20 protein-coding genes, 1 tRNA gene and 1 pseudogene are annotated in these 25,467 nt (G+C 67.8%); 4 read left to right on the top strand and 18 right to left on the bottom strand.

Annotated elements, in window-relative coordinates:
• Positions 1 to 2 precede the first annotated feature (2 nt).
• From ACW7G2_RS11785 to ACW7G2_RS11795, 3 genes and pseudogenes are all read right to left on the bottom strand, one after another.
• On the bottom strand, positions 3 to 953 hold the full coding sequence (locus tag ACW7G2_RS11785; protein ID WP_456975993.1) for a ribonuclease H-like domain-containing protein: 951 nt from the start codon (positions 951 to 953) through the stop codon (positions 3 to 5).
• Positions 950 to 3,295 (bottom strand): annotated as a pseudogene (locus ACW7G2_RS11790) (DEAD/DEAH box helicase); the annotation flags it as partial. The gene ACW7G2_RS11785 and the pseudogene ACW7G2_RS11790, both read right to left, overlap by 4 nt.
• 134 nt (positions 3,296 to 3,429) lie before the next feature.
• Entirely contained in the window at positions 3,430 to 4,065 is a 636-nt protein-coding gene (locus ACW7G2_RS11795; RefSeq protein WP_456975995.1) for a DNA-3-methyladenine glycosylase, read from the bottom strand.
• A 208-nt stretch (positions 4,066 to 4,273) separates the two neighbouring features.
• Here ACW7G2_RS11795 and mutS point away from each other — a divergent pair, with 208 nt between their 5' ends.
• The 3 genes from mutS (at position 4,274) to ACW7G2_RS11810 (ending at position 9,378) form a co-directional block, all read left to right on the top strand.
• The gene (gene mutS / locus ACW7G2_RS11800) at positions 4,274 to 6,877 is read left to right on the top strand and encodes a DNA mismatch repair protein MutS (RefSeq protein ID WP_456975997.1); all 2,604 of its coding nucleotides are present in this window, start codon (positions 4,274 to 4,276) and stop codon (positions 6,875 to 6,877) included.
• A 230-nt stretch (positions 6,878 to 7,107) separates the two neighbouring features.
• The gene (locus ACW7G2_RS11805; RefSeq protein ID WP_456976194.1) at positions 7,108 to 7,749 is read left to right on the top strand and encodes a DUF937 domain-containing protein; all 642 of its coding nucleotides are present in this window, start codon (positions 7,108 to 7,110) and stop codon (positions 7,747 to 7,749) included.
• A 129-nt stretch (positions 7,750 to 7,878) separates the two neighbouring features.
• Positions 7,879 to 9,378, top strand: a complete 1,500-nt coding sequence (locus ACW7G2_RS11810) for a catalase (protein WP_456975999.1) — start codon at positions 7,879 to 7,881, stop codon at positions 9,376 to 9,378.
• A gap of 71 nt (positions 9,379 to 9,449) precedes the next feature.
• Here ACW7G2_RS11810 and ACW7G2_RS11815 read toward each other — a convergent pair whose 3' ends face one another.
• The 7 genes from ACW7G2_RS11815 to ffh form a co-directional block, all read right to left on the bottom strand.
• Positions 9,450 to 9,851 carry an RNA-binding S4 domain-containing protein gene (locus tag ACW7G2_RS11815; protein ID WP_456976001.1) on the bottom strand — a complete coding sequence of 134 codons (402 nt, stop codon included), beginning with the start codon at positions 9,849 to 9,851 and terminating at the stop codon, positions 9,450 to 9,452.
• A gap of 169 nt (positions 9,852 to 10,020) precedes the next feature.
• Positions 10,021 to 10,512, bottom strand: a complete 492-nt coding sequence (rplS, locus tag ACW7G2_RS11820; protein ID WP_456976003.1) for a 50S ribosomal protein L19 — start codon at positions 10,510 to 10,512, stop codon at positions 10,021 to 10,023.
• A gap of 124 nt (positions 10,513 to 10,636) precedes the next feature.
• Positions 10,637 to 11,386 carry a tRNA (guanosine(37)-N1)-methyltransferase TrmD gene (trmD, locus tag ACW7G2_RS11825; RefSeq protein WP_456976005.1) on the bottom strand — a complete coding sequence of 250 codons (750 nt, stop codon included), beginning with the start codon at positions 11,384 to 11,386 and terminating at the stop codon, positions 10,637 to 10,639.
• A 2-nt stretch (positions 11,387 to 11,388) separates the two neighbouring features.
• Entirely contained in the window at positions 11,389 to 11,910 is a 522-nt protein-coding gene (gene rimM, locus ACW7G2_RS11830) for a ribosome maturation factor RimM (protein WP_456976008.1), read from the bottom strand.
• A gap of 37 nt (positions 11,911 to 11,947) precedes the next feature.
• The gene (gene rpsP, locus ACW7G2_RS11835) at positions 11,948 to 12,226 is read right to left on the bottom strand and encodes a 30S ribosomal protein S16 (RefSeq protein WP_456976010.1); all 279 of its coding nucleotides are present in this window, start codon (positions 12,224 to 12,226) and stop codon (positions 11,948 to 11,950) included.
• 172 nt (positions 12,227 to 12,398) lie between these two features.
• Positions 12,399 to 13,166, bottom strand: a complete 768-nt coding sequence (locus ACW7G2_RS11840) for an aminotransferase class IV (protein WP_456976012.1) — start codon at positions 13,164 to 13,166, stop codon at positions 12,399 to 12,401.
• Complete coding sequence (ffh, locus tag ACW7G2_RS11845) at positions 13,166 to 14,536, bottom strand: signal recognition particle protein (RefSeq protein ID WP_343257486.1); 1,371 nt, start codon at positions 14,534 to 14,536, stop codon at positions 13,166 to 13,168. Before ffh ends, ACW7G2_RS11840 begins: the two co-directional genes overlap by 1 nt.
• A 101-nt stretch (positions 14,537 to 14,637) precedes the next feature.
• Here ffh and ACW7G2_RS11850 point away from each other — a divergent pair, with 101 nt between their 5' ends.
• Complete coding sequence (locus ACW7G2_RS11850; protein WP_456976015.1) at positions 14,638 to 15,426, top strand: cytochrome C assembly family protein; 789 nt, start codon at positions 14,638 to 14,640, stop codon at positions 15,424 to 15,426.
• A gap of 6 nt (positions 15,427 to 15,432) precedes the next feature.
• Here the strand turns inward: ACW7G2_RS11850 and ACW7G2_RS11855 are convergent, their stop codons facing one another.
• From ACW7G2_RS11855 to murJ, 8 genes are all read right to left on the bottom strand, one after another.
• Positions 15,433 to 16,569, bottom strand: coding sequence for an alanine racemase (locus tag ACW7G2_RS11855; RefSeq protein ID WP_456976017.1), 1,137 nt, complete (start codon positions 16,567 to 16,569; stop codon positions 15,433 to 15,435).
• Positions 16,570 to 16,638: 69 nt separating this feature from the next.
• Complete coding sequence (radA, locus tag ACW7G2_RS11860) at positions 16,639 to 18,045, bottom strand: DNA repair protein RadA (RefSeq protein ID WP_456976019.1); 1,407 nt, start codon at positions 18,043 to 18,045, stop codon at positions 16,639 to 16,641.
• Between the two features lie 156 nt (positions 18,046 to 18,201).
• Positions 18,202 to 18,277 (bottom strand) — tRNA-Thr (locus ACW7G2_RS11865).
• 30 nt (positions 18,278 to 18,307) lie between these two features.
• Positions 18,308 to 19,258 (bottom strand): 4-hydroxy-3-methylbut-2-enyl diphosphate reductase, encoded by a 951-nt coding sequence (ispH, locus tag ACW7G2_RS11870; protein ID WP_456976021.1) that lies wholly within the window; start codon positions 19,256 to 19,258, stop codon positions 18,308 to 18,310.
• Positions 19,259 to 19,507: 249 nt separating this feature from the next.
• Entirely contained in the window at positions 19,508 to 20,008 is a 501-nt protein-coding gene (lspA, locus tag ACW7G2_RS11875; protein ID WP_456976023.1) for a signal peptidase II, read from the bottom strand.
• Between the two features lie 58 nt (positions 20,009 to 20,066).
• Positions 20,067 to 22,877: an isoleucine--tRNA ligase gene (gene ileS / locus ACW7G2_RS11880; protein ID WP_456976196.1), complete on the bottom strand. Its 2,811-nt coding sequence runs from the start codon at positions 22,875 to 22,877 to the stop codon at positions 20,067 to 20,069.
• A gap of 56 nt (positions 22,878 to 22,933) precedes the next feature.
• The gene (locus ACW7G2_RS11885; protein ID WP_456976025.1) at positions 22,934 to 23,893 is read right to left on the bottom strand and encodes a bifunctional riboflavin kinase/FAD synthetase; all 960 of its coding nucleotides are present in this window, start codon (positions 23,891 to 23,893) and stop codon (positions 22,934 to 22,936) included.
• A gap of 29 nt (positions 23,894 to 23,922) precedes the next feature.
• A complete protein-coding gene (murJ, locus tag ACW7G2_RS11890; RefSeq protein ID WP_456976198.1) occupies positions 23,923 to 25,467 on the bottom strand; it encodes a murein biosynthesis integral membrane protein MurJ in 1,545 nt (514 codons plus the stop codon).

The raw sequence follows: 25,467 nt of genomic DNA on the forward strand, positions 1-25,467 counted from the left end.
TCCTACAGGGGATCGCGGGCTTTAACAGCCGGCAGCGGCAGTCTGCCGGCGTCGGGCGGCGGCTCGCCTGCCAATCCCACAAAATGCTCCAGCAGGCCGAACAGGCTGCGCAGGTCCTGGGCGTTGTGGTGGCCGACGCGGCGGAGCTTTTCGGCGCTGCCACCGCGCAGGTAGGACAGCCACGCGGCCGGCGCCTCGCTGCCGGGCAGGTCGTCTTCGCGCATGACGCCGAGCACCTGGCGCTCGATGGTGGCCAGACGGCAGTTCTCCCACACCCCGCGCCAGCGGCGGCGGGCCGGATGCAACAAGTCGATATGCCCCAGCCCCGGCAACGGGTCCGGCTGCCGGGCCAGGGTGTAGCGGGTGGTCAGCAGCGGCCGGTCGTAGGACTTGCCGTTGTAGGACAGCAGTACCGTGTCATCGGCCAGCCAGCGCGAGAACTCGGCCAGCATCGCCTGCTCCGCGGCCAGCGTGGTCATCAGCAGCTGGCGGATGCGCAGTTCGCCGTTGCGCCAATCGGCGGCACCAATCATGAAGGCGCGGGTGCCGGTACCGCCGGCCAAGCCGGTGGTTTCGGTATCGAAGGCGAGGATGCGCGAGGCGGCCACCGGCTCCATGCGCAGCGCGGACAGATCCAGCACTGCCGCCGGTGGCTTCGCAGGCTGGCGCATCTCGATGCGGCGCAGTCCCGGCGCGATTTCTTCACCATCAAGACTGCGGTCCCGGCTGAGCGGTTGCATGGCGGCATTGCCCGGTCGCAGCCCCATCAGCTTGCGCAGCTGGGCGACCTGCTGGCGGTGCCGCACGCCGCGCGGATCCTGTCCGGCAATACCATGCGACCTGCCGCCCGGGCTTGCAGGCTGCGCTGGAAACCTTGCTGATGAAGACCCCACAGCGACATCCGCTCCCGCCTGCTGCTTCAGCCTGGCCAGCTTTTGCGCCAGCGCGCTCACGCCGTCTCCCCAAGTAGCTCCAGCACCGCCAGTGCGACCTGTCGCGGGGTCATGCCATTGGCATCCTCGTCGGAAGCCAGCACCGGCCCCACGCAGGCCGGGCAGCCTGCCTTGCAGGAACAGTCACGCACAACTTCCAGCGCATGCCGGCGCAGTTCTTCCCGCCGCTCGAACAACGGCAGCGACAGTCCCACCCCGCCCGGATAGTTGTCGTAGATGAAGATCGTGGGAGTGAAGCCGCGTACCTCGCTGACCACCTCCTCGCCGGTTTCGGCGGAGCGCAGCTGACCGCGCCCGCCGCGATCGGCCGACACAAACCAGGCCCCGTCGCCGCTGCCCACCGCCTTCTGCAGGTCCCGGCCTTCGGCCATCACCGAGACCATTGCCACCAGGTGCAGCGCGTAGGCAGCGCCAAGGAATCCGTCCAGCGCCTGCTGGCGGCTGTCGAACTGGCGATCGAGCACGCGCTGCGGCAGCTGCCACCACACCGCGGTGGTGTGCAGCTCCTGGTCGGGCAGGTTGACCGGCCCGTAGCCGATGTTCTCGTGGGTGTGGAAGCGGATCTTCTTGTAGCCCGATACCCGGCGCACCACGTGCACCTCGCCGTGGTGCGCGCTGCCCTGCCCACCCGGCGCGCCGTCGGCCTCATCCAGTACCTTGAGCTTGGTGTAGTCGATGGCGTCGGTGTAGTAGTCCACCCGGGTGCGGCGCACGTAGGCTTTGCGGCCTTCCCAATCCAGGCGCTCGACCTGGAATGGAGCGGACTGGACCATGTGGATCGCGCCCTCGTACAGGGTCAGCGCGGCGGCCGAATAATCGACCTCGGCGATGATGGTCTGGCGCCCGTCTGTACGGTCGACCACGACGAAGTTGCCATCGGCAACGGAGCGCAGGTTCACCGCCTGGGCCGGATAGCTGTCGGCGATCCACTCCCAGCGTCCGCCCTCCTGATGCAGCACGCCGCTTTCGGCCAGCACTTCCAGCCATGGCGCGGCGTCCACCGGACCCAGGCTGTCGCCATCAAGGAATGGCAATTCGAAGGCGGCGCAGCGGATGTGGTCCATCAGGATCAGCGGCTGGTCCGGCTCGATCCGCGCCTGCTCGGGCGTGGCCTCGGCGAAGAACTCCGGATGCCGCACCACGTACTGGTCCAGGGGCTGGCTGCTGGCCACCAGCACGCCGATCGAGGGCTGCTGGCGGCGGCCGGCGCGGCCGAAGCGCTGCCAGGTCTGGGCGATCGAGCCCGGATAGCCGTTGAGCACCACCACATCCAGGCTGCCGATATCCACACCCAGTTCCAGTGCCGAGGTGCTGACGATGCCGTCGACCCGGCCCGAACGCATCTCGCGCTCCACCTCGCGCCGCTCGGTGGGCAGGTAACCACCGCGGTAGGCGCGGATCCGGCGCGACTTGCGCGGATCGCTGTCGAAGACTTCCTTGAGGTACTTGGTCAGCACCTCCACCATCAGCCGGCTCTGGCAGAACACCAGGGTCTTGAGCCCGGAGCGGATCGCCAGCCGGGCAATGCGGTTGGACTGCGAGCGCGCCGAGGCGCGCAGGCCCAGGTCCGGGTTCACCACCGGCGGGTTCCACAGCAGGATGTGCTTGGCGCCGCTGGGCGCGCCGCTTTCAGTGATCGATTCCAGTTCGTCCTCGATCAGCGCGCGGCCGTGTTCGGCGGCATTACCGATGGTGGCCGAGCACAGGATGAACTGTGGCCGCACCCCGTAAAACGCACACACCCGCTTGAGCCGACGGATCACGTTGGCCACGTGCGCGCCGAACACGCCGCGGTAGGTGTGGACCTCGTCGATCACCACGTAGCGCAGGTTCTCGAAGAACTGCGCCCACTTGGTGTGGTGCGGCAGGATCGCCTGGTGGAGCATGTCCGGATTGCTGACCACGATGTCGCCGTTGATGCGGATCGACTGGCGCGCATCACCCGGGGTGTCGCCATCGAAGGTGGCCGCGCGCAGGCCGAGATTGCCTGCGGCGTTGAGCTCCAGCAGCTCGGCCACCTGGTCCTGGGCCAGCGCCTTGGTCGGGAACAGGTACAGCGCCTTGGCGCCCTGCTCCATGGCCCCCGCAATGACCGGCAGCGTGTAGCACAGCGACTTGCCCGAAGCGGTGGGCGTGGCCACCACCAGATGGCGTCCCTCACGCGCCGCCTTCCAGGCCTGGGCCTGGTGCGAATACAGCGATTTGATGCCGCGCGCGCGCAGGGCCTCGGCCAGCGCCGCGGGCAGGTCCGGCGGCAGCGGGCGGATGTCGGCGGGATGGGCGGGGATGGTGAAGTGGCCGGTGATGCGGTCGCCGTAACGGTCGGCGAGGCGCTGGGCCAATTGCGTGCTGGTCGGGGCAGGCGCGGAAAACGGGCGGTCGTGGATGATGGCGTTCATGGCCGAAGGACAGAAGAGGAGCCAGCCACTCTCCGGCCGTGGCGTCTCAATGGGTGAGACGCGAACCCGGCGCGTGCTCAGCTGCCGCGGCGGGGCCGCCCGGACCGTATGCCTGAGCGCACTGAAACGTGCTCATGCCCCGGCACATGCCAGCGCCAGGGAAACTCCACCGCCCTGCTGATGCCGATCCGCGGGCCGACGGCCGGCCGCGGAGGCGGCGGCATGCCGTCGGACACGAGCCACATTCCTTGGCCGCCAGTGACCAGGTCGGCTCCGTCCAGCTCGCCGTTGATACCCATCGCCTGCGACAGCTTGCCTGGTCCACTGGCCAGGTCACGATCGCGGCGCGCCGCCAGGCGCACCTCGCGCATCAGGTCCATGCCGCGCAGCGGCTCCAGCGCGCGCAGCAGCACCCCCACGCCCTCGCCCGCTTCACCGCACACGGCATTCGAGCCCCAATGCATGCCATAGGTGAAGTACACATAGAGATGCCCGGGCTCGCCAAACATCGTGGCATTGCGCGCCGTCTTGCCGCGGTACGAATGCGCTGCCGGGTCATCTCCGCCCCCGTAGGCTTCCGTCTCCACGATCCGCCCGGCGCGGCCGTCATCGCGTACCAGGATCTTGTTGAGCAGCTCCGGCGCCACCTCCACCGGATGGCGTCGGTAGAAGTCGCGCGGCAGCGGCTGCCAGCCGTCAGGCAGCCCCTTCATCGAACCGGACTCCGTCGCACCACCATCGGTCATCCTGCCGGCGACCCCTCAGCTCCCTTCGGAAAGCAGCTCGACGCAGTCGATGGTGCCGTTGGACCCCCGTTCCGCGCCTTGAGCATGTCCTTCCTCCAGAGGTGAGCCCCGAGTATAGGCACGGCAGTTACCATAAAGGGTCCTGTCCCACCCTTCCCCCAAGGATCCAGAGCCGATGTCGAAACCCGCCGCCGCCGCGGTGAAAGCGCCCGAACACACGCCCCTGATGCGCCAGTTTTTCAGCGTCAAGGCCGAGCATCAGGACGTGCTGCTGTTCTTCCGCATGGGCGATTTCTACGAACTGTTTTTTGAGGATGCGCGCAAGGCGGCGCGGCTGCTGGATATCACCCTGACCCAGCGCGGCAACTCGGCGGGGCAGCCGATCCCGATGGCCGGCGTGCCCCACCACGCGGCGGAAGGCTATCTGGCGCGGCTGGTGGCATTGGGCGAGTCGGTGGCGATCTGCGAGCAGATCGGCGATCCGGCCACCAGCAAGGGACTGGTCGAACGCCAGGTGGTGCGCATCGTCACCCCGGGCACGGTGACTGACGAAGCACTGCTCAACGAGCGCCGCGACACCCTGCTGCTGGCTGTCGCGCGCTCCAAGCAGGGCTACGGCCTGGCATGGGCGGACCTGGCCGGCGGACGTTTCCTGGCCAACGAGGTCGCCAACGAGGATCAGCTGGAAGCCGAACTGGCGCGCCTGGATCCCGCGGAAGTCCTGATGCCCGACGAGGACGGCTGGCCGGATTTCCTCCGTGGGCTCAGCGGCCTGCGTGCCCGTCCGCCGTGGTTGTTCGACGCCGACAGCGGCCGCCGCCAGCTGCTGAAGTTCTTCAACCTGCACGACCTGACCGGCTTCGGCCTCGAGGACCGCCCACTGGCGATTGCCGCTGCGGGCGCCCTGCTCGGCTACGTGGAGGAAACCCAGAAACAGCAACTACCGCACCTGACCTCGATCGCGGTGGAAACCGGCGATGGTGCGATTGCCATGAACGCCGCCACCCGCCGGCATCTGGAGCTGGATACCCGGGTAGATGGCGACACCCGCAACACCATGCTCGGCGTGCTGGACACCACGGTGACGCCGATGGGCGGCCGCCTGCTGCGTCGCTGGCTGCACCGGCCGCTGCGCGAGCAGCGCACGCTGGAGCAGCGCCACCACGCGGTGCAGACGCTGATCGACAACGGCACCGAAGCTGATCTACGCGAAGGGTTCCGCGCGCTGGGCGACCTGGAGCGGATCCTGTCGCGGATCGCGCTGCGCTCGGCGCGCCCGCGGGACCTGTCCACCCTGCGCGACGGCCTGGCGATGCTGCCCGATGTGCGCGAAACGCTGGCGGCGCTGGATTCGCCGCGGCTGCAGGCGCTGGGCGACGGGCTTGGCGAGCACGCGGCCGAGGCCCACCTGCTGGCCACCGCGCTGGTGGAGCAGCCACCGGTGCTGGCACGCGACGGAGGCGTGTTCGCCGAAGGCCACGACGCCGAGCTGGATGAGCTGCGCGCCCTGTCCGCCAACGCCGACCAGTTTCTGGTCGACCTGGAGGCGCGCGAGCGCGCGGCCAGCGGCATTTCCAACCTCAAGCTCGGCTACAACCGGGTGCACGGCTACTTCATCGAGATCAGCAAGGCGCAGGCAGCCAAGGCGCCAACCCACTACACCCGCCGGCAGACCCTGACCAACGCCGAGCGCTACATCACCGAGGAGCTCAAGCAGTTCGAAGACAAGGTGCTCAGCGCGCGCGAACGGGCGCAGGCCCGCGAGCGCCTGCTGTACGAGACGCTGCTGGACGCGCTCAACCAGCGCCTGGAGCCGCTCAAGCGCTGCGCCGCGGCGCTGAGCGAACTGGACGTGCTGGCCGCGTTTGCCGAGCGCGCACAGGCGCTGGACTGGTCGCGCCCCGAACTGACCGATGAACCTGGGCTGCTGATCGAACGCGGCCGCCACCCGGTGGTGGAAGCGGTACGCGAGGAGCCTTTCGAGCCCAACGACCTGGAGCTGCATCCCGAACGACGGATGCTGGTGATCACCGGCCCCAACATGGGCGGCAAGAGCACCTACATGCGCCAGAACGCGCTGATCGTACTGCTGGCCCACATCGGCAGCTTCGTGCCGGCGGCGCGTGCACGGCTCGGCCCCGTCGACCGCGTCCTGACCCGCATCGGCGCCGGCGACGACCTCGCCAAGGGCCAATCCACCTTCATGGTGGAAATGGCCGAGACCAGCTACATCCTCCACCACGCCACCGAGCATTCCCTGGTGCTGATGGACGAGATCGGCCGTGGCACCTCGACCTACGACGGCCTGGCCCTGGCCGAAGCCTGTGCCCGGCACCTGGCCGCCGCCAATCGCAGCATGACCCTGTTCGCCACCCACTATTTCGAGCTGACAGCACTCGCGGCGCCGGGCAGCGGGATCGCCAACGTGCATCTGGATGCGGTGGAACATACCGATAGAAGCGGGACCGACACGCTGGTGTTCATGCACACGGTCAAAGACGGTCCGGCCAACCGCAGCTTCGGCCTGCAGGTGGCGGCACTGGCCGGCCTGCCCCGCGCCACGGTGGCCGATGCCCGCGCGCGCCTGGCCGAACTGGAACAGCGCGGCAACGATACCCAGGCCGGCGGCATGCGTCCGCAGGCGCTGGATGAGCCGCGCCAGATCGGCTTGTTCGCGCCCTCATCCGCCGCCCTTGATGCGCTGGCGGCGCTGGATCCGGACGAGCTCACGCCCAAGCAGGCGCTGGAAGCGCTCTACCGGCTCAAGGCGCTCAAATGACCGGCGATGTGCCAGTGCAGGTACGGGTGGATGCGCTGCTGACCGGCATCGCCCGGCCCTATACGCGGCCCGGGAGCATGAGCGCGATCGACAAACGCCCCGTGGACGGCATGGTGATGATCGACGAAGCGGGGCTGGCCGGCGACCAGCAGGGCGACCGCCGCGTGCACGGCATCCACGGGCCGGCCGAAACCTGTCGCTCATCACGTTTCGGCGTCTGGCGACGTACCATGGCGGCTCCATTCCTGTCGGAGCCGACCATGGCCGAATCCCTGACCCAGCAGTTGCTCGCCCAGCTCCAGGGCTCCCCCATGCAGCAGATGTCCGGCCAGCTCGGCATCGACGAAAAGCAGACGGGCCAGGCGGTGGCCGCTGCCCTGCCCCTGCTGCTGGGCGCGCTGGGGAAAAATGCCAGCCAGCCGCAGGGCGCGCAGGCGCTGCTGGGTGCGCTGCAGAAGGACCATGCGGGCAGCGGCAGCAACATCGCCGGCCTGCTGGGCCAGGTGCTGGGCGGCGACAACGGGCGCCAGACCGATGGCGCCGGCATCCTCGGCCACATCCTGGGCGGCAACCAGTCGCGTGCCGAAACCGGGCTGGCCCAGGTAGCCGGGCTGGACAGCAACAAGGCCGGCCAACTGATGAAGATCCTCGCTCCCCTGGTGATGGCATTCCTGGCCCGCCAGGCGACCCAGCAGGGCAAGGCCGATCCGCAGGCGCTCGGCGCATTGCTCGGTCAGGAGCAGCAGCAGATCCGCCAGCAGTCGGGGGGTGCCGCGGATCTGCTTGGCGCCGTCCTGGACCAGGATGGCGACGGCAAGCTGGGCGTGGGCGATCTGCTCAAGATCGGCGGCAGCCTGTTCGGCAAGCGATGAGCGCCGGATAGGCGATTCCTATGAATCCCTCACTATAGATAGGGCCTATCAACTCCTTCATATCTATCGACTTCCCTTTTTTCTGGTGCCCAGTAAGGTAAGTGAACACCTTTCTCCGGAGCGCCTTGCATGTCCAACCCGTCCGACAAGTCCAAGCCGACTTACCTGACCACCCAGTTCGGCGCCCCGGTGCCCGACAACCAGAACAGCCTCACGGCCGGCCCGCGCGGCCCGCTGCTGGCTCAGGATGTGTGGTTGCACGAAAAACTGGGCAATTTCGCCCGCGAGGTGATCCCCGAGCGGCGCATGCACGCCAAGGGCTCGGGCGCCTTCGGCACCTTCACCGTCACCAACGACATCACCGCGTACACCCGCGCGAAAATCTTTGAATCGGTCGGCAAGAAGACCGAGATGTTCAGCCGCTTCACCACGGTGGCCGGCGAGCGCGGCGCAGCCGACGCCGAGCGCGACATCCGCGGCTTCGCGCTGAAGTTCTACACCGAGGAAGGCAACTGGGACATGGTGGGCAACAACACCCCCGTGTTCTTCATCCGTGACCCGCGCAAGTTCCCCGACCTCAACAAGGCGGTCAAGCGCGACCCGCGCACCAACATGCGCTCGGCCACCAACAACTGGGACTGGTGGAGCCTGCTGCCCGAGGCCCTGCACCAGGTCACGATCGTGATGAGCGACCGCGGCATCCCGGCCAGCTACCGCAACATGCACGGCTTCGGTTCGCACACTTACAGCTTCTGGAACGAGGCCGGCGAGCGCTACTGGGTCAAGTTCCACTTCCGCACCCAGCAGGGCATCAAGAACCTCACCGATGCCGAGGCGGCGGAAGTCGTCGGCAACGACCGCGAGAGCAACCAGCGCGACCTGTACGAAGCCATTGAGCGCGGCGACTTCCCCAAGTGGAAGATGTACATCCAGGTGATGCCGGAAGAGGACGCGGAGAAGGTGCCGTATCACCCCTTCGACCTGACCAAGGTATGGCCGAAGGGCGACTACCCGCTGATCGAGGTGGGTGAGTTCGAGCTCAACCGCAATCCGGAGAACTTCTACGCCGACGTGGAGCAGAGCGCGTTCGCCCCCAGCAACCTGGTACCGGGCATCAGCGTATCGCCGGACAAGATGCTGCAGTCGCGCCTGTTCAACTACGCCGACGCGCAGCGCTACCGGCTGGGAGTGAACTACCACCAGATTCCAGTCAATGCCGCACGCTGCCCGGTGCACAGCAACCACCGCGATGGCCAGGGCCGGATGGACGGCAACTACGGCAGCCTGCCCCACTACGAGCCCAACAGCTTCAATCAGTGGCAGGAACAGCCGCAGTTCCGCGAGCCGCCGCTGAAGATCAACGGCAATGCGGACTGGTGGGATTTCCGTGAGGACGATTCGGACTACTACAAGCAGCCGGGCGATCTGTTCCGGCTGATGACGCCGGAGCAGCAGCAGGCGCTGTTCGACAACACCGCCCGCGCCATGGGCGATGCGCCGGACTTCATCAAGCGGCGCCACGTGGGCAACTGCACCAAGGCCGACCCGGCCTACGGTGCGGGGGTGGAAGAAGCCCTGCGCAAGCTCGGGGCGTTTGCGGGTGAGGACTCGCCCAACAGCATCGACTGATCACGCCTGATGGCAAAAAGGCCGCGATCCCCCGGGATCGCGGCCTTTTTCGTGGTGCGAGGTATTTTCCGTCAGCTGGCGTCGATATCGCCCAGGGCACGGATCAACCTGCGGGCACGCTTGTCCGGGCGCTGTTCCGGAGGTCGATAGCCGGCGCGCTCGGCGCGCACCCGGGCCAAGCGTTCGAGCCGGTCCCGACGTGACTCTTCGGATTCAACATAGAGCGTCTGCGCCACCTTGGCCGGACCACGGGTGTCTGACAGATCCGCCACCTGGATCTGGAATATTTCCTCGCCCCGCTCCACCCGCAGCATGTCTCCCACGCGCACCGCGCGCGCGGGCTTGTTGGCGCGCTGGCCGCTGATTTCCACCTTGCCGGTCTCGATCGCCTGCTTGGACAGCGCACGGGTCTTGAAGAACCGCGCCGCCCACAGCCAGATGTCGAGGCGGACGGATTGCAGGGGTTCGTTCACAATCGTGCAGCCATCATGGGCTTCTCTCTTTGCCGCCGATCGTCCCGGCGCAGGATTCCATCGTAAGACCGCTCCTGCCTGCGCCGGACCGACCGCCCAACGCCAAAAGGCCCGCTTACGCGGGCCTCTGGCAATCCTCCGGACCGCCGTTGCCGGCGGCGGGAGACTTTTATTCTGCAGCGGATTCCGCAGCAGCCGCTTCTGCAGCTGCAGCGTCGGCGGCGGCCTTTTCATCAGCAGCGGCCTTGGCAGCCCTGATGTCCTCACGTGCGCGCTCGTTACGGGCGCGGGCACGGGCGGACAGGTCTTCCTTGATGCGCGCCTTGCGGCCTTCCAGGCCACGCAGGTAGTAAAGCTTGCTGGCGCGGACGGCGCCGCGGCGCTTGACTTCAACCGAGTCGATCAGGGCGCTGTGGCTCTGGAAGACGCGCTCCACTCCGAAGCCGTGGGAGATCTTGCGCACGGTGAAGGAGGAGTTCAGACCTGCATGCTTGCGGGCAATGACCACGCCCTCATAGGCCTGGATGCGCTCGCGGTTGCCTTCCTTGACCTTGACGTTGACGACGACAGTGTCGCCGGGGCCGAAGTCGGGAAGCTTGCTCTGGACCTGCGCGGTCTCAAAGTCCTGCAGGAGGGTGCTGATGGACGATTTGGTGTTCATGGCAATGGCCTGTTGGTGTAGTTGTAGGCGTGGTGCACGTGGACGCACGCTCTTGGCATGGATTGCAAAACAAAACAGCCCGCTATTATAGCCCGATATCAGGGTGACAGATCAAATCGGGTATTCAGCGGCTGCCGGGTGAGCCGGGCGCCTCCCGGGAGGCGAGGAAACGGCGGTCCGCGTCGTCGAGGCTTGCGGACTCGAGCAGGTCCGGACGCCGTTCCAGGGTGCGCAGCAGGGCCTGCTGGCGCCGCCACTTGTCGATTTCCGCATGGTTGCCCGACAGCAGCACCGGCGGCACCTCGCCCAGATCGTGGTTGACCGGCTTGGTGTAATGCGGCCAATCCAGCAGCCCCGTCTCGAAACTGTCCTGCTCGGCGGAGTCGGCGTCACTGAGCGCGCCCGGCTGCAGCCGGGCCACGGCGTCCACCACTACCGCGGCGGCCAGCTCGCCACCGGACAGCACGTAGTCCCCGATCGAGAGTTCTTCGTCCACCTCTGTCCGCACCAAGCGCTCATCAACCCCTTCGTAGCGCCCACACAGCAGCATCAGGCGCTTGCGTCCGGCCAGCTCCCGCACGCCCGCCTGGTCCAGGCGGCGCCCCTGGGGGCTGAGGTAGACCAGCTTCACCGGCTCCGGATCCGCGGCGCGGGCGGCAGCGATGGCCGCGCGCAGCGGGTCGATCATCATCACCATGCCCGGCCCGCCGCCGAACGGGCGGTCATCCACCCGGCGGTAGTTGCCTTCCGCATAGTCGCGCGGGTTCCAGCCGTGCAACGTCAGCAGCGCCCGCTCCACCGCCCGCCCGGTTACGCCGAAGCCGGCGCAGGTCTGGATGAAGTCCGGGAACAGGCTGATGACGTCGATGCGCATGCTCAGAAGTCCGGGTCCCAATCGACCACCATGCGCCTGGCGTCCATATCGATGCTGGTGATGAAATCCGGGCGTACGAACGGAATCATGCGCTCGCGCCCATCGGCGCCATCGCGCACCACCACCACGTCATTGGCGCCGGTGGCGAACAGGTGCGAGACCATGCCAAGGGCCACGCCGTCGACGGTTTCCACTGCCATGCCTTCAAGGTCGACCCAGTAGAACTCGTCTTCAGAAGGCGGCGGCAGCGCCGAGCGCGGCACATGGACTTCGCTGTCGCGCAGGGCTTGCGCGGCATCCCTGTCCTCCACCCCCGGAATGCGGATCACCAGGCCTTTCGCGGTCTCACGGCCACGCACGCCGGACAGCTCGCGCTCAACCCCCTGCGCATCGCGCAGGATCCACGGCTGGTAACGGAGCACCTGCGCCAGCGGCTCGGTATGCGACTCGAACTTGAGTTCTCCGCGCACGCCAAAGGCGCCGACAACCCTGCCCAGCAGGATTCGACGTTCGGAATCATTCATATGAGGAAACGGCCGCGCGCGTGGCGCGGCCGGGGAGTCAGGCCGCGGCCTGCTCGGTCTGCTCGGGCTGCGGAGCCTTCTTCGCTTCCTTGTACAGCGAGCGCACCTTGTCGCTCATCTGCGCGCCCTGGCCGACCCAGTGCTCGACCCGTGCGGTGTCCAGCACCACGCGCGGCTCGGCGCCGGCGGCGACGGGGTTGTAGTAACCCAGACGCTCGATGTTGCGGCCGTCACGAGCGCTGCGCGAATCGGTGACGATGATGTGGTAGAACGGACGCTTCTTGGCGCCGCCACGGGTCAGTCGGATCTTGACCATTTCGGGAGTTTCCTGTGTTGCCCAGTCGCCAGGACGGCGAGGTAAGCGGGCAATTGTAATCCATCGCCAGGCCGCAGGAAAGTGGCCGCGGCGGAATATGGTTCAGGCCCGCCACATGGCCCCTCCTCGGGGGCGCAATGGCAAAGTCAGGCGATCCGCGGTCGCCCTGCCCTCAGAGCGGGTCGCGGGGGACGGCGGCAAGCAACCGGCGCAGCAAGGCACCGACCCGGGCATCGCCGGGGAACGCGTGGCCGTCAATGGCGGCGATGTCGCCGATACCCGATGAGTTGAGCGCAAAGGCCGCGCAGAAACCGCCCAGCGAACCCGTGTCCAAAGCTTCGCACCGCTGCGGCAGTCCGGCCTGATCCAGCGCCGTGCGCAGGAGCTGTCGGGTGACCCCGGCCAGGGCCGGGGCGTCGGGCCAGACCACGGCCTCGCCGTCCCAGAAGACGACGTTCCAGAACGTGCCCTCGCTGATGCGGCCGTCAGCCGCCAGCAGCAAGGCGTCGTCGAACCCGGCCTCCCGGGCCTGCGCGCGCGCTTTGAGCTGGAAATCCAGCGCCAGATGTTTCACGCAAGGAACAGCGCGCAGGCCGGGATGCGTGCGCACCCGCAGCGGTGAGGCGGGCGGCTCACGCGGCGGCTCGATGTCCACTTCGATGCGGAGTTGCGGGTCGCGGCCGTCCGGCTCGCCGTCGCTGTGGCAGTCCGGATGCGGCGGCAGCACCCTGACCCTGACAGTGCAGTCGCCCGTCTCCTGCCCGGCGACCGCAAGTGCCTCGCGGATACGCCTTCTCAACACAGACCTGCCGGGGCTGGCGCCGTACAGGCTGCGCGAAGCCGTCAGCAGCCGCGCCAGGTGCAGGTCCCGCCCCTGAACGAGGCCACCCCTTACCTGCATGGTGGTGAAGTGGCCGGCTTTGGCGGCCTCCCCGCGCATCAGCGGAACGGCATGCCGCCGCGACCGCCCATCATGCCCTGCAGGCCGCGCATCATGCCCTTCATGCCGCCGCGGGCCATCTTGCCCATCATCTTTTCCATCTGCTGGTACTGCTTCATCATCCGGTTCACATCGGCCGGGGTCACCCCGGCACCAGCGGCGATGCGCTTGCGGCGTGAGCCGTTGAGCAGCGTCGGATTGCGGCGCTCTTTCTTCGTCATCGAGTTGATGATGGCGATCATCTGCGGGACTTCCTTGCCCTGCTGCACCTGCTGCTTGACGTGGTCCGGGATGTTGCCCATGCCCGGCAGCTTGTCCATCAGGCCGGAGATGCCGCCCATGTTCTGCATCTGGCCGAGCTGCTCGCGCATGTCGTTGAGATCAAACTTGCGGCCCTTGGCCACTTTCTCCGCCAAGCGGGTGGCGGCGTCCTTGTCGACCTGCTGCTCGACCTGCTCGACCAGACTGAGCACGTCACCCATGTCGAGGATGCGGCTGGCCACGCGCTCCGGGTGGAACACATCCAGGCCATCGGTCTTTTCGCCGGTACCGATGAACTTGATCGGCTTGCCGGTGATGTAACGCACGCTCAGCGCGGCACCACCGCGGGCATCACCGTCGGTCTTGGTCAGCACCACGCCGGTCAGCGGCAGCGCCTCGCTGAAGGCCTTGGCGGTGTTGGCCGCGTCCTGGCCGGTCATGGCGTCGACCACGAACAGCGTCTCGACCGGATCCACCGCGGCGTGCAGGACCTTGATCTCGGCCATCATGGCTTCGTCGATCGCCAGACGGCCGGCGGTATCGACGATCAGCACGTCCACATAGGACTTGCGCGCATCATCGATTGCCGCGCGGACGATGGCTTCCGGCTTCTGTCCGGCATCGGACGGGAAGAACTGCACGTCGACCTGTTCGGCCAGGGTCTTGAGCTGTTCGATGGCGGCCGGACGGTACACGTCGGCGCTGACCACCATCACCTTCTTTTTATGTCGTTCCTTGAGGTGCTTTGCGAGCTTGCCAACCGTCGTGGTCTTGCCCGCGCCCTGCAGGCCGGCCATCAGGATCACCGCCGGCGGCTGCACGCTCAGGTCCAGTCCGCTGGCCTGCGAACCCATCACCGCGGTCAGTTCGTCGCGCACCACCTTGATCAGGGCCTGGCCCGGCGTCAGCGACTTCAGCACCTCCTGGCCGACCGCGCGCACCTTGATCCGCTCGATCAGGGCCTGCACCACCGGCAGGGCCACGTCGGCCTCCAGCAGGGCGATGCGGACCTCGCGGGTGGCCTCGCGGATGTTCTCCTCGGTCAGCCGGCCGCGCCCGCGCAGGCGCTCCATGGTGCCGGACAGGCGCTGGGTCAGGGATTCGAACATCGGGAATCAGCTCTCGGAACGGGCCGGCGATTATAGCCCGCCGCCCTTCCCGGCCCATGCCTCCGCGCCCCAGACCGGCCGGCATGTGAGAAACTGCCCCGATGACATCCGTTCTCATTGCCGTGGGGCTGTACCTGCTCGCCTCTGGACTGCTGACCCGCAGGGTGGCGCATGGACATCAGCCAGGCACCTCCGGCTGGGGTCCACCGGCGGTGGCCGCAGTGGTGATGCACGCGATTTACCACGTGCTCACCTGGCGCGAAGTCGGCGGCGCGGACATGCACTTCTTCTCGGCGCTGTCGCTGGTGGGACTGGGCATGGCGACCCTGACCGTGATGGTGGGCCTGCGCGGGCGCCTGGGCGCCCTGGGCGTGATCGTGTTTCCGCTGTCCGCGGTGTCGGTGATCCTCTACGCCAATACGCCCCATGTCGGCAACGCGGCGCTGGACTGGCGGCTGCAGCTGCACGCCTGGTTTGCCCTGCTGGCCTACGCCACCCTGGCAGTGGCAGCACTGCTGGCGGTGCTGCTGTGGGCCCAGGAGCGGGGGCTGCGCCGGCGTGAATTCCGCAACTGGCTGCGCGCCCTGCCGCCCCTGACCGCGCTGGAATTCCTGCTGTTCCGCACCATCCTGGCGGGCTTCGTGTTGCTGAGCGCCACGCTGCTCACCGGCATCCTGTTCGTGCACGACTTCTTCGCCCAGCACCTGATCCACAAAAGCGTGCTCAGCATCCTGTCGTGGCTGGTCTTCGGCGCGCTGCTCGTCGGCCGCTGGCGCTATGGCTGGCGCGGCTCGCGTGCAATCGGCTGGACGCTGACCGCGATGGCGCTGCTGGTGCTGGCGTTTTTTGGCAGCAAGTTTGTGCTGGAGCTGGTGCTGCAGCGCGGCTGAAACGCGTTACCAGCCGTTGACGCGCGGCCAGAGCGCTTCGATCGCGGTGCTGCCATTGACCACGTGGTAACGGTCGTAGGCGGCGGCGGTAATGCAGGCGTGATTGGGCAGGATCAGCAGGCGTCGCCCGATGGGAAAGCCGGCGTGCTCGATCGCACTGCGGCTGCGGATGATGCCGTGTTCCTGCGATACCCCGTGCACATACAGTCCATCCATGATGACGCCGGTCTGTGCATCGGCGACCAGGCCGTAGCCGCAGTCGCCTGCTTCACCCAGCGCATGGGTGCTGATGTCCTTGCTCAGAGCCAGGGCGCCCGCGTCGACCACGATCTGGCCACGCCCGGGATGGTTGCCGATCACCGTGGTCAACACGCCCAGGGCAATATCCTCGCGGCGACAACTGCCGATGCCGGCCTGGAACAGGTCGAAGAACACGTAGACGCCGGCGCGCACTTCGGTCACGCCCTGCAGGTCACGTGCGTGCACCACTGACGGAGTGGAACCCAGGCTGACGATGTCGCAGGCGTGCCCGGCTTCCCGCAGCCTGGCGGCCGCGGCCGTCACCGCCAGCCGCTCCTGTTCGGCCACTGCTGCATGCGCCTCGGCGCTGCGAGCCGCGTAGGAATGCCCGCCGTGGGTGAACACCCCGGCCAGCTTGGCAGCGCCGCCCAGCGCGGCGGCGATATCCAGCAGTTGCGGCGCGTCCGTGGCGATGCCGGAGCGACCATCACCGCTGTCGATTTCGATCAGAACCTCCATGCCCACGCCCAGGCGTTCAGCACCCAAGCTGATCGCCCGCGCGGCTTCGAACGAATCCGCGGCCAGCAGGAGCCGCACCCCACCCTGGCGCAGCGCGGCCACCCGCTCCAGCTTCTGCGGCGCGATCGCCACCGCGTAGAAGATGTTGGTGAAGCCTTCGCCGGCGAAATATTCGGCTTCGCGCAGCGTCGATACGGTCACCGGGTCGCCCAGGTCGGCCATCCGGCGGGCGACGTCGGCGCTTTTGCAGGTCTTCAGGTGCGGTCGCAGGGTGACGCCGAGCTCCGTGGCGCGATCACGCATGCTGCGGATGTTCGCTTCCATGCGTGCGCGATCGAGGACCAGCGTCGGCGTATCAAGCTGTTCGAGAGTGTCTGCCTGCATGCTGCCCACGCCTGTGATCACGGAACAGCGAGCATAGCGCGCATCCCCGCTGGCGCCGGCCCGGGCCGTTCACGCGACTTCCAATGCCTCGGACAGCCGCTCCACGGCGATCACCTCCAGCCCCTTGAATGCACCCGATTTGGGCGCATTGCCCTTGGGCACGATCGCGCGCTTGAATCCGTGGGTGGCGGCTTCACGCAGCCGCTCCTCGCCGTTGGGCACCGGACGGATTTCACCCGACAGGCCCACCTCGCCGAACGCCACGGTCTTGTCCGCGAGCGGCTGGTCGCGCAGCGACGACAGCACTGCCAGCAGCACCGGCAGGTCCACCGCCGTTTCCTGCACGCGGATACCGCCGACCACGTTGACGAACACGTCCTGGTCGCCCACCCCAACCCCGCCGTGGCGGTGCAGCACCGCCAGCAGCATGGCCATGCGGTTCTGCTCCATGCCCACCGCCACCCGGCGCGGGTTGGACAGCGGCGAGGAATCCACCAGCGCCTGCACCTCCACCAGCAGCGGACGGGTGCCTTCGCGGGTGACCATCACGCAGCTGCCGGGCTGTTGCGAGGCGCCGGACAGGAAGATCGCCGAGGGGTTGGACACCTCTTTCAGCCCCTTGTCGCCCATGGCGAACACGCCCAGTTCGTTGACCGCGCCGAAGCGGTTCTTGAACGCGCGCAGCACCCGGAACCGGCTGCCGCTCTCCCCTTCGAAATACAGCACCGCATCCACCATGTGCTCAAGCACGCGCGGGCCGGCAATGCCGCCCTCCTTGGTCACGTGGCCGACCAGGAACACGGCCGCACCGGTTTCCTTGGCGTAGCGCACCAGGCGCGCGGCCGATTCACGCACCTGACTGACCGAGCCCGGGGCCGCGGTGAGGGTTTCCGTCCACAGGGTCTGCACGGAATCGGCCACGATGAGCTTGGGCTTCATTTCCGCGGCGTGGCGCAGGATCGCTTCGACCCCGGTCTCGGCAAGTGCCATCACGCCGTCCAGATCCAATCCCAGGCGCGCCCCGCGCCCGGCCACCTGGGCCAGCGATTCCTCACCAGTGACGTAGAGCGAGGGCAGCACCGGGGCCAACCGGGCCACCGCCTGCAGCAGCAGCGTCGACTTGCCAATGCCCGGATCGCCGCCCACCAGCACCACCGCCCCTTCGACCAGGCCACCACCCAGCACCCGGTCCAGCTCACCAATGCCAGTGGATACACGCGCATCTTCGCTGTGGCGCACGTCCTTGAGCGCGGTGACTTTGGGCGCATCCACCTTGCCGGCCCAGCCGCTGCGTCGGGACGCAGGGCCGGCCTTGCCGGCGGCCGGCTCCACCACGAATTCGCTGAGCGTGTTCCAGGCCCTGCATTCCCCGCACTGGCCCTGCCACTTGGAGTGGTCGGCGCCGCACTCGGTGCAGACGTAGGCGATCTTGGCCTTGGAGGCGGAACGCGCGGACTTGGCAGCTGGCTGGGACATGGACTGGACCGGATTGGACTGGCGACCACTTTAGCCGGCCCGGGTCGCAGCCGGAGAGATCGCGCCACTGCCCTGGCGCCACGGGAAAGGGCTGGGCGGCCCCGGGAAAGCAGAAACCCCGCAAATCATCGATTCACGGGGCTTCTGTGCAGCGTATGGTGCCGTTGAGAGGAGTCGAACCCCCGACCTACTGATTACGAATCAGTTGCTCTACCGACTGAGCTACAACGGCGTTGGGGATGGAATTCTATCTGGTGTCCGCTCAGTCCACCAGCTGTACGCGCAGTTCCCTGGGCAGGGCGAACACCATGTTCTCCGGCTCGCCATCCAGTTCACGCACGCCGCTGGCGCCCAGCTCACGCAGGCGGTCAAGCACGCCCTGCACCAGCACGTCCGGGGCGGAGGCACCGGCGGTAACGCCAACGTGGCTTCGGCCTTCCAGCCAGCGCGGCTCGATCTCCTCCGCACCGTCGATCAGATGGGATTCCACGCCGTCGCGCTCGGCCAGCTCGCGCAGGCGGTTGGAGTTGGAGCTGTTGGGCGAACCTACCACCAGCACCAGGTCACAGACCCGGGCCAGCTCGCGCACCGCGTCCTGGCGATTCTGGGTGGCGTAGCAGATGTCGTCCTTCTTCGGCCCCTGAATGGTGGGGAAGCGCGCCTGCAGGGCCTCGATGATCTCGCGGGTATCGTCCACCGACAGCGTGGTCTGGGTGGTGTAGGCGAGATTCCCAGGCTGGATCGGCTCCAGTCCCGCAACGTCTTCCAGGGCTTCGACCAGATAGATCTCGCCGGTGCCGGCCTCACGCTGCCACTGACCCATGGTGCCTTCCACTTCCGGGTGGCCGGCATGGCCGATCAGCACCACGTCGCGGCCCGCGCGGCAGTTGCGCGCTACTTCGAAGTGGACCTTGGTGACCAGCGGGCAGGTGGCATCGAACACTTTCAGGCCCCTGCGGTCGGCCTCGGCGCGCACCGCCTGGGACACGCCGTGGGCGCTGAAGATCACCGTATTGCCGTCCGGCACCTCGTCCAGTTCCTCGACGAAGATCGCGCCGCGCTGCTTGAGGTCATCGACCACGTAGCGGTTGTGCACCACTTCATGGCGCACGTAGATCGGCGCGCCCAGGGTCTCGATGGCGCGCTTGACGATCTCGATGGCGCGGTCGACGCCCGCGCAAAAGCCGCGGGGGTTGGCAAGGACGATATCCATGGGCCAATTCTACCTGTCGCCGCAACGGGTTACCTGCACCAGCCCTGTAGGAGCGTCTCATAGACGCGAAGCCGCGTGACGTCTGCAATCCCGCACCCTCCCGGACGCCAAGTTGCCCCCGGCCCGACTGCGTGGGTGCCGGAGCCAGTTCCCTGACGAAGCAGCGGAACACAGCTGGATTCACGCGGCTTCGCGCGCATGGCGCGCTCCTACCAGGAGCGGTGCGCTCGTGCCGGGGGCGGGGCACTGCTACTGGGGTGTAGGTTTTTTGGCGCCGAGGATGCCGAACAGGGCGATGCCGATGGCGCCACCCACGATGGCCGCATCAGCCACGTTGAACGACGGCCAGTAGTAGTCACCCCAGTACCACTGGATGAAATCCACCACGTGGCCATGCAGCTGGCGGTCGATGACGTTGCCAATCGCGCCGCCGATCACCAGCGCGAACGGCAGCGCGGTTTTCCAGTCGCCGCGCGGAGTGCGCGCCATCCACCACGCCAGCATGGCGCTGATGCCGAAGGCCAGCACGGTGAAGAACCATTTCTGCCACCCGCCCTGCCCGGCCAGGAAGCTGAACGCCGCCCCGGTGTTGTAGGTGCGGTACCAGTTCCAGAAGCCTTCGATGACAGGGATCGGGGTGTATTCGGGCAGGCTGGTGAGCACCCACCACTTGGTCAGCTGGTCAAGCACCAGCACCAGCACCGACACCAGCAGCCACGGCAACGCGTTGGGTTTGACCACCGGACTCATGACTCCCCCCGTAGGAGCGCGCCATGCGCGCGAAGCCGCGTGACGGTGGGCATTGGCATCAGAACCATTGGCGGTCCTCGCCGGGACCTTCGATATTGGACACGCAGCGGCCGCAGATCTGCGGGTGCTCCTCATGGGTGCCGACGTCGGCGCGGTAGTGCCAGCAACGTCCGCACTTGGGCTTTGCAGAGGCCTTGGCAACGATACCGGGCTCGGCCTTGTCGCCGCCGGTCTCGATCGCCACATCACCGCTGATCAGCAGGAAGCGGAGCTCATCGGCCAGCGGCTCCAGCCAATCGCGGGTGGCCTCATCGCAGCGCAGGGTGATCTCCGCCTGCAGCGCGGCGCCGATCTCGCCGCTGGCACGCATCGGCTCGAGCACCGCCGCGACCCGCTCGCGCAGGTCCAGCAACCGGTCGAACTCCTCCGCCGACAGGGCCGCATCGGCCGACATCGGCGCCAGGCCTTCATACCAGGTGGCAAACAGCACGTTCTCCGGACGCGGACCGGTATCGGTCACCGCCGGCAGGTGCTGCCACATTTCTTCGGCAGTGAAGGCCAGGATCGGCGCGATCCAGCGCACGAAGGCCTCGGTGATCCGGTACATGGCGCTCTGCGCGCTGCGCCGGCCGCGCGAATCCTCGCCCATGGTGTACAGGCGGTCCTTGGTCACGTCCAGGTACAGCGAGCCGAGATCGACGCTGCAGAAATTGGACAGCGCCTGCACGATCTCGGGGAAGTCATAGCGCGCGTAGGCGGCGGTGATCTTCTCCTGCAGCAGGTAGGCGCGATGCACGATCCAGCGGTCCAGCGCCACCATGTCGTCCAGCGGACGCAGGTGTTCGGACGGATCGAAGCCGTTGAGGTTGCCCAGCAGGAAGCGGGCGGTATTGCGGATCCGGCGGTAGGCGTCGGAGCCACGCTTGAGGATCTCATCGGACACCGACATCTCGTGGCGGTAGTCGGCCGCGGCGATCCACAGCCGCAGCACGTCGGCGCCCATCGCGTCCATCACCTTCTGCGGGGCAATCACGTTGCCCAGCGACTTGGACATCTTGCGGCCGCTCGCGTCCACGGTGAAGCCGTGGGTGAGCACCTGGCGATACGGCGCCACCCCGTCCATGGCTACGCCGCTGAGCAGGGAGGACTGAAACCAGCCGCGGTGCTGGTCGGAACCTTCCAGGTACAGATCGGCGGGCTTGCGCAGGCCGTCTTCCGGGCGCTGCGCGAGCACGCAGGCATGGCTCACGCCGGAATCGAACCACACGTCGAGGATGTCGGTGACCTTCTCGTAGCGGGCGCCCTCTTCCGCGCCCAGCAGTTCCGCCGGATCAAGCGCGTACCAGGCGTCCACGCCCTCGCGCTCCACCCGTTCGGCCACCTTGCGCATCAGTTCGGCCGAATCCGGATGCGGCTCGCTGGTTTCGCGGTCGACAAACAGGGCGATCGGAACGCCCCAGTAGCGCTGGCGCGAGATGGTCCAGTCCGGTCGATCACCGACCATGCCGGCGATGCGCGCGCGGCCCCAGTCGGGTACCCACTGCACGTCCTCGATCGCGGCCAGCGCGTCGCGGCGCAGGTTGGCCTGGTCCATGGAGATGAACCACTGCGGCGTGGCCCGGAACGCCACCGGCGTCTTGTGCCGCCAGCAGTGCGGATAGCTGTGCTTGAGGTCCTGGTGGGCCAGCAGGCTGCCGCCCTCGCGCAGGCCCTCGACGATCAGCGGATTGGCCTTCCAGATGTGCAGGCCGGCGATGACCGTCCCCGCGACCGGCGCGGTCGCGTCCAGATACACCCCGCGGGCGTCAACCGGATTGAGCTCGGCGGCGCCGTAGCGGGCGTTGATGCCGTATTGCTGGCCGACCGCAAAGTCCTCCTGGCCGTGGCCGGGGGCGGTGTGCACGGCACCGGTGCCGTCCTCGGCCGAGACGTGCTCGCCCAGGATCAGCGGGATGTCGCGCTGCGCATAAAACGGATGCTGCAGCGGCATGTTTTCCAGCGCCTGGCCCTTGGCATGGCCGAGCACCTGCATCGATTCGACGCCGTAACGCTTCAGCGCACCCTCGGCCAGCGCCTCAGCCAGCACCAGCAGCTGCGGCTGGCCGTCACGCTCCGGGCCTTCCACAAGCACGTAGTCCAGATCCGCACCCAGGGAAACCGCCAGCGAAGCCGGCAGGGTCCAAGGCGTGGTGGTCCAGATCGGCACCGCCACCAGGGTACCGGCACCGATGCTGGCGCCAAAAGCGGCGGCGACAGCGGCGGGGTCTTGCGCCAGGTAGGCCACATCGATGGCCGGAGAGACGCGGTCGGCGTACTCGATTTCCGCCTCGGCCAGCGCCGACTGGCAGTCGAAGCACCAGTGCACGGGCTTGAAGCCGCGCACCACGTGGCCGCGCTCATGGATCCGCGCCAGCGCGCGCAGCATGTCCGCCTCATAGCGGAAATCCATGCTGCGGTAGGGGTTGTCCCAGTCACCAATCACGCCCAGGCGCTTGAAGTCCTGGCGCTGCAGCTCGATCTGTTCGCCGGCGTATTCGCGGCACTTCTGGCGGAAGGCGGCGGCGTCGAGCTTCTGGCCCACCTTGCCGAATTTCTTCTCTACTGCGTGTTCGATCGGCAGGCCGTGGCAGTCCCAGCCGGGCACATACGGCGCGTCGAAGCCGGACAGCAGCTTCGACTTGACGATCATGTCCTTGAGCACCTTGTTGACCGCGTGGCCGATGTGGATCACGCCGTTGGCATACGGCGGGCCGTCATGCAGGACCCAGGTGGGCCGCCCCTTGGCGTGGCTGCGGATCTGGCCGTACAGGCCCTCCTCTTCCCAGCGGGCCAGCGTCTGCGGCTCGCGCCTGGGCAGGTCCCCGCGCATCGGGAACTCCGTGGCCGGGAGCAGGATGGTGGATTTGTAGCGATTGGGATCGGGACTCACGCGCAGGCCTGTCGGGAAGGTGTGGATTGCAGGATCTGGCGCGCCTGGACGGCGTCGCGATCCATCTGCGCGACCAGGGTCGGCAGGTCGGGGAAATTTTCCTCGTCGCGCAGCCTGGCGACGAATTCAACTTCAATGCGGCGCCCGTACAGGTCGCCCTCGAAATCGAACAGGTGGGCTTCCAGCAGCGGCTCCACGCCGCCAACGGTGGGCCGGGTGCCAAAGCTGGAGACCGCAGGCCAGGAGCGGCCGTCATCGCCCACCCCGTGGACCCGGGTGGCGTAGATGCCGCGCAGCGCCGGCACCTTGCCGCCGAAGCGGAGGTTGGCGGTGGGAAAGCCCAGCGTGCGCCCCAGCTGGCGACCGTGCACCACGCGCCCGGAAATGGCATAGGGCCGGCCCAGCATGCGCGTCACGGTATCGAAATCGCCCGCGGCCAGGGCGGCGCGGATGCGGGTGCTTGAAACCCGCTCTCCGTCCAGCAGCACCGGCGCGATCTCGCCGGCCTGGAAGCCATGTTCGGCCCCTTCCCGGCGCAGGGTCTCGAGATCGCCACTGCGACGGTGGCCAAAGCGGAAGTCCGGCCCTACCCACACTTCGGATGCACGCAACCGTTTCACCAGCACCCGGCGCACGAAATCCTCCGCGGACATGGCGGTGAACGGCCCGTTGAAGCGCAGCAGTCCCACCACGTCCACGCCAAGGCGCCAGAGACCCTCCACCTTGGCCCGCGGCAGCATCACCCGCGCGGGCGGCTCGGCCGGGGCGAAGTACTCACGCGGCAGCGGCTCGAAGCCCAGCGCCACGGCCGGCACGCCGAGCACACGGGCACGCGCCACCGCATGGCCCACCAGCGCCCGATGGCCAAGATGCAGCCCGTCGAAAGCACCAATGCAGACCACGCTGCCGTACGGGCACAGGAGCCCGCCGTCGACGTCGCGAAAAAGCCTGTTCATAGGAACCGGGCAGTATACCGGTGCACCCGCTACAACCGCAGATGCCGCGGCCGCAGGCCGCAGGCGAACATCGCCGCCCCATAGGTGACAGCGCCGGCAGCCACGATCAGCAGCAGCCAGCCCACCCGCAGCTGCCACCCGTCCATTGCTGCCCATTCCCCCACCCACCCCCGCAGCGCCAGCACCGCCACGGCCATGGCCACGCACGCCAGCAGCAACCGCAGTGCAAACGCGCCCCAGCCCGGCAGCGGACGGTACAGCCCCGCCCGGCGCAGGTAGCGCCACAGCAGCAGCGCGTTGATGATCCCCGCCAGCGCCGTGGCCAGCGCGATCCCGCCGTGCGCGCCCTGCACTCCGTTCAGCCACAGCGGCGTGGTGATCGCCACCGTCAGGCCAACATTGGCCGCCACCGTCCATATCGCGGCGCGCATCGGAGTCCTGGTGTCCTGGCGGGAAAAGAACGCTGGCGAGAGCACCTTGCTGAGCATGAACGCCGGCACGCCCAGGCTCATCGCCGACAGGCTGATCGCCGCCATCCGCGCATCGAACGGGCTGAACTGACCGTAGTTGTAGACCGTGGCCACGATCGGCTCGGCCAGCAGCAGTAGCCCCAGCCCTGCCGGCACCCCGGCCAGCAGGGCCATCCGCAACCCCCAGTCCAGGGAATGGTTGTAGCCCTCCGGATCCCCGGCCGCGTGGCGTCGCGACAGGTGCGGCAGGATCACCGTGCCCAGCGCCACGCCGAACAGGCCCAGCGGGAATTCCACCAGCCGGTCGGAGTAGTACAGCCACTCCACGCTGCCGGCGGCGAGCAGCGACGCGAACGCGGTGCCCACGATCAGGTTCACCTGGGCCACCGAGGAGGAGAACAGGGTGGGCAGCATCAGCCGTCCCACCTTGCGCACGTCGGCGTGGCCGAAACCCAGCCGCAGCCGCGGCCGCAGTCCCAGCCGCCCCAGCGCCGGCCACAGCAGGGCCAGCTGCAGGAAGCCGGCGATCAGCACGCCCCAGGCCAGGCCATGGGGCGGCACGCTGAACCTGGGCGCCAGCCACAGCATGGCGGCGATCATGGTCAGGTTGTGCAGCACCGGGGTAAACGCCGGCAGGGCGAAACGGCCAAACGTGTTCAGCACCGAAGCCGCCAGCGACATCATCGAGATGAACAGCAGGTACGGGAAGGTGATGCGCAGCATCTGCCCGGTCTGGTGCAGCAGCTCGGGATCGTCCAGCCAGCCGGGCGCGAACAGCCGTGCCAGCCACGGGGCCAGCATCACCCCGATCCCGCACACCACCAGAACCACGGCGCACAGGGCACCCGCCATGTGGTCGATGAAATCCTTCAGCGCGGCCCGGTCACCCTTCTCGCGGATCTCGTTGAGCACCGGCACGAAGGCCATCGCCATCGACCCTTCGGCGAAGATCCGGCGCAGGAAGTTCGGAATCCGGTAAGCCACGATGAAGGCGCCGATAGCGCCACCGGTGCCGAACAGGGTGGCCTGGAGCATGTCGCGGGCGAAGCCGGCGATCCGCGACAGCAGGGTCATGGCGCTGAACACGGCGGTCGACCGCAACAG

Source organism: Luteimonas sp. A277 (assembly GCF_054052045.1).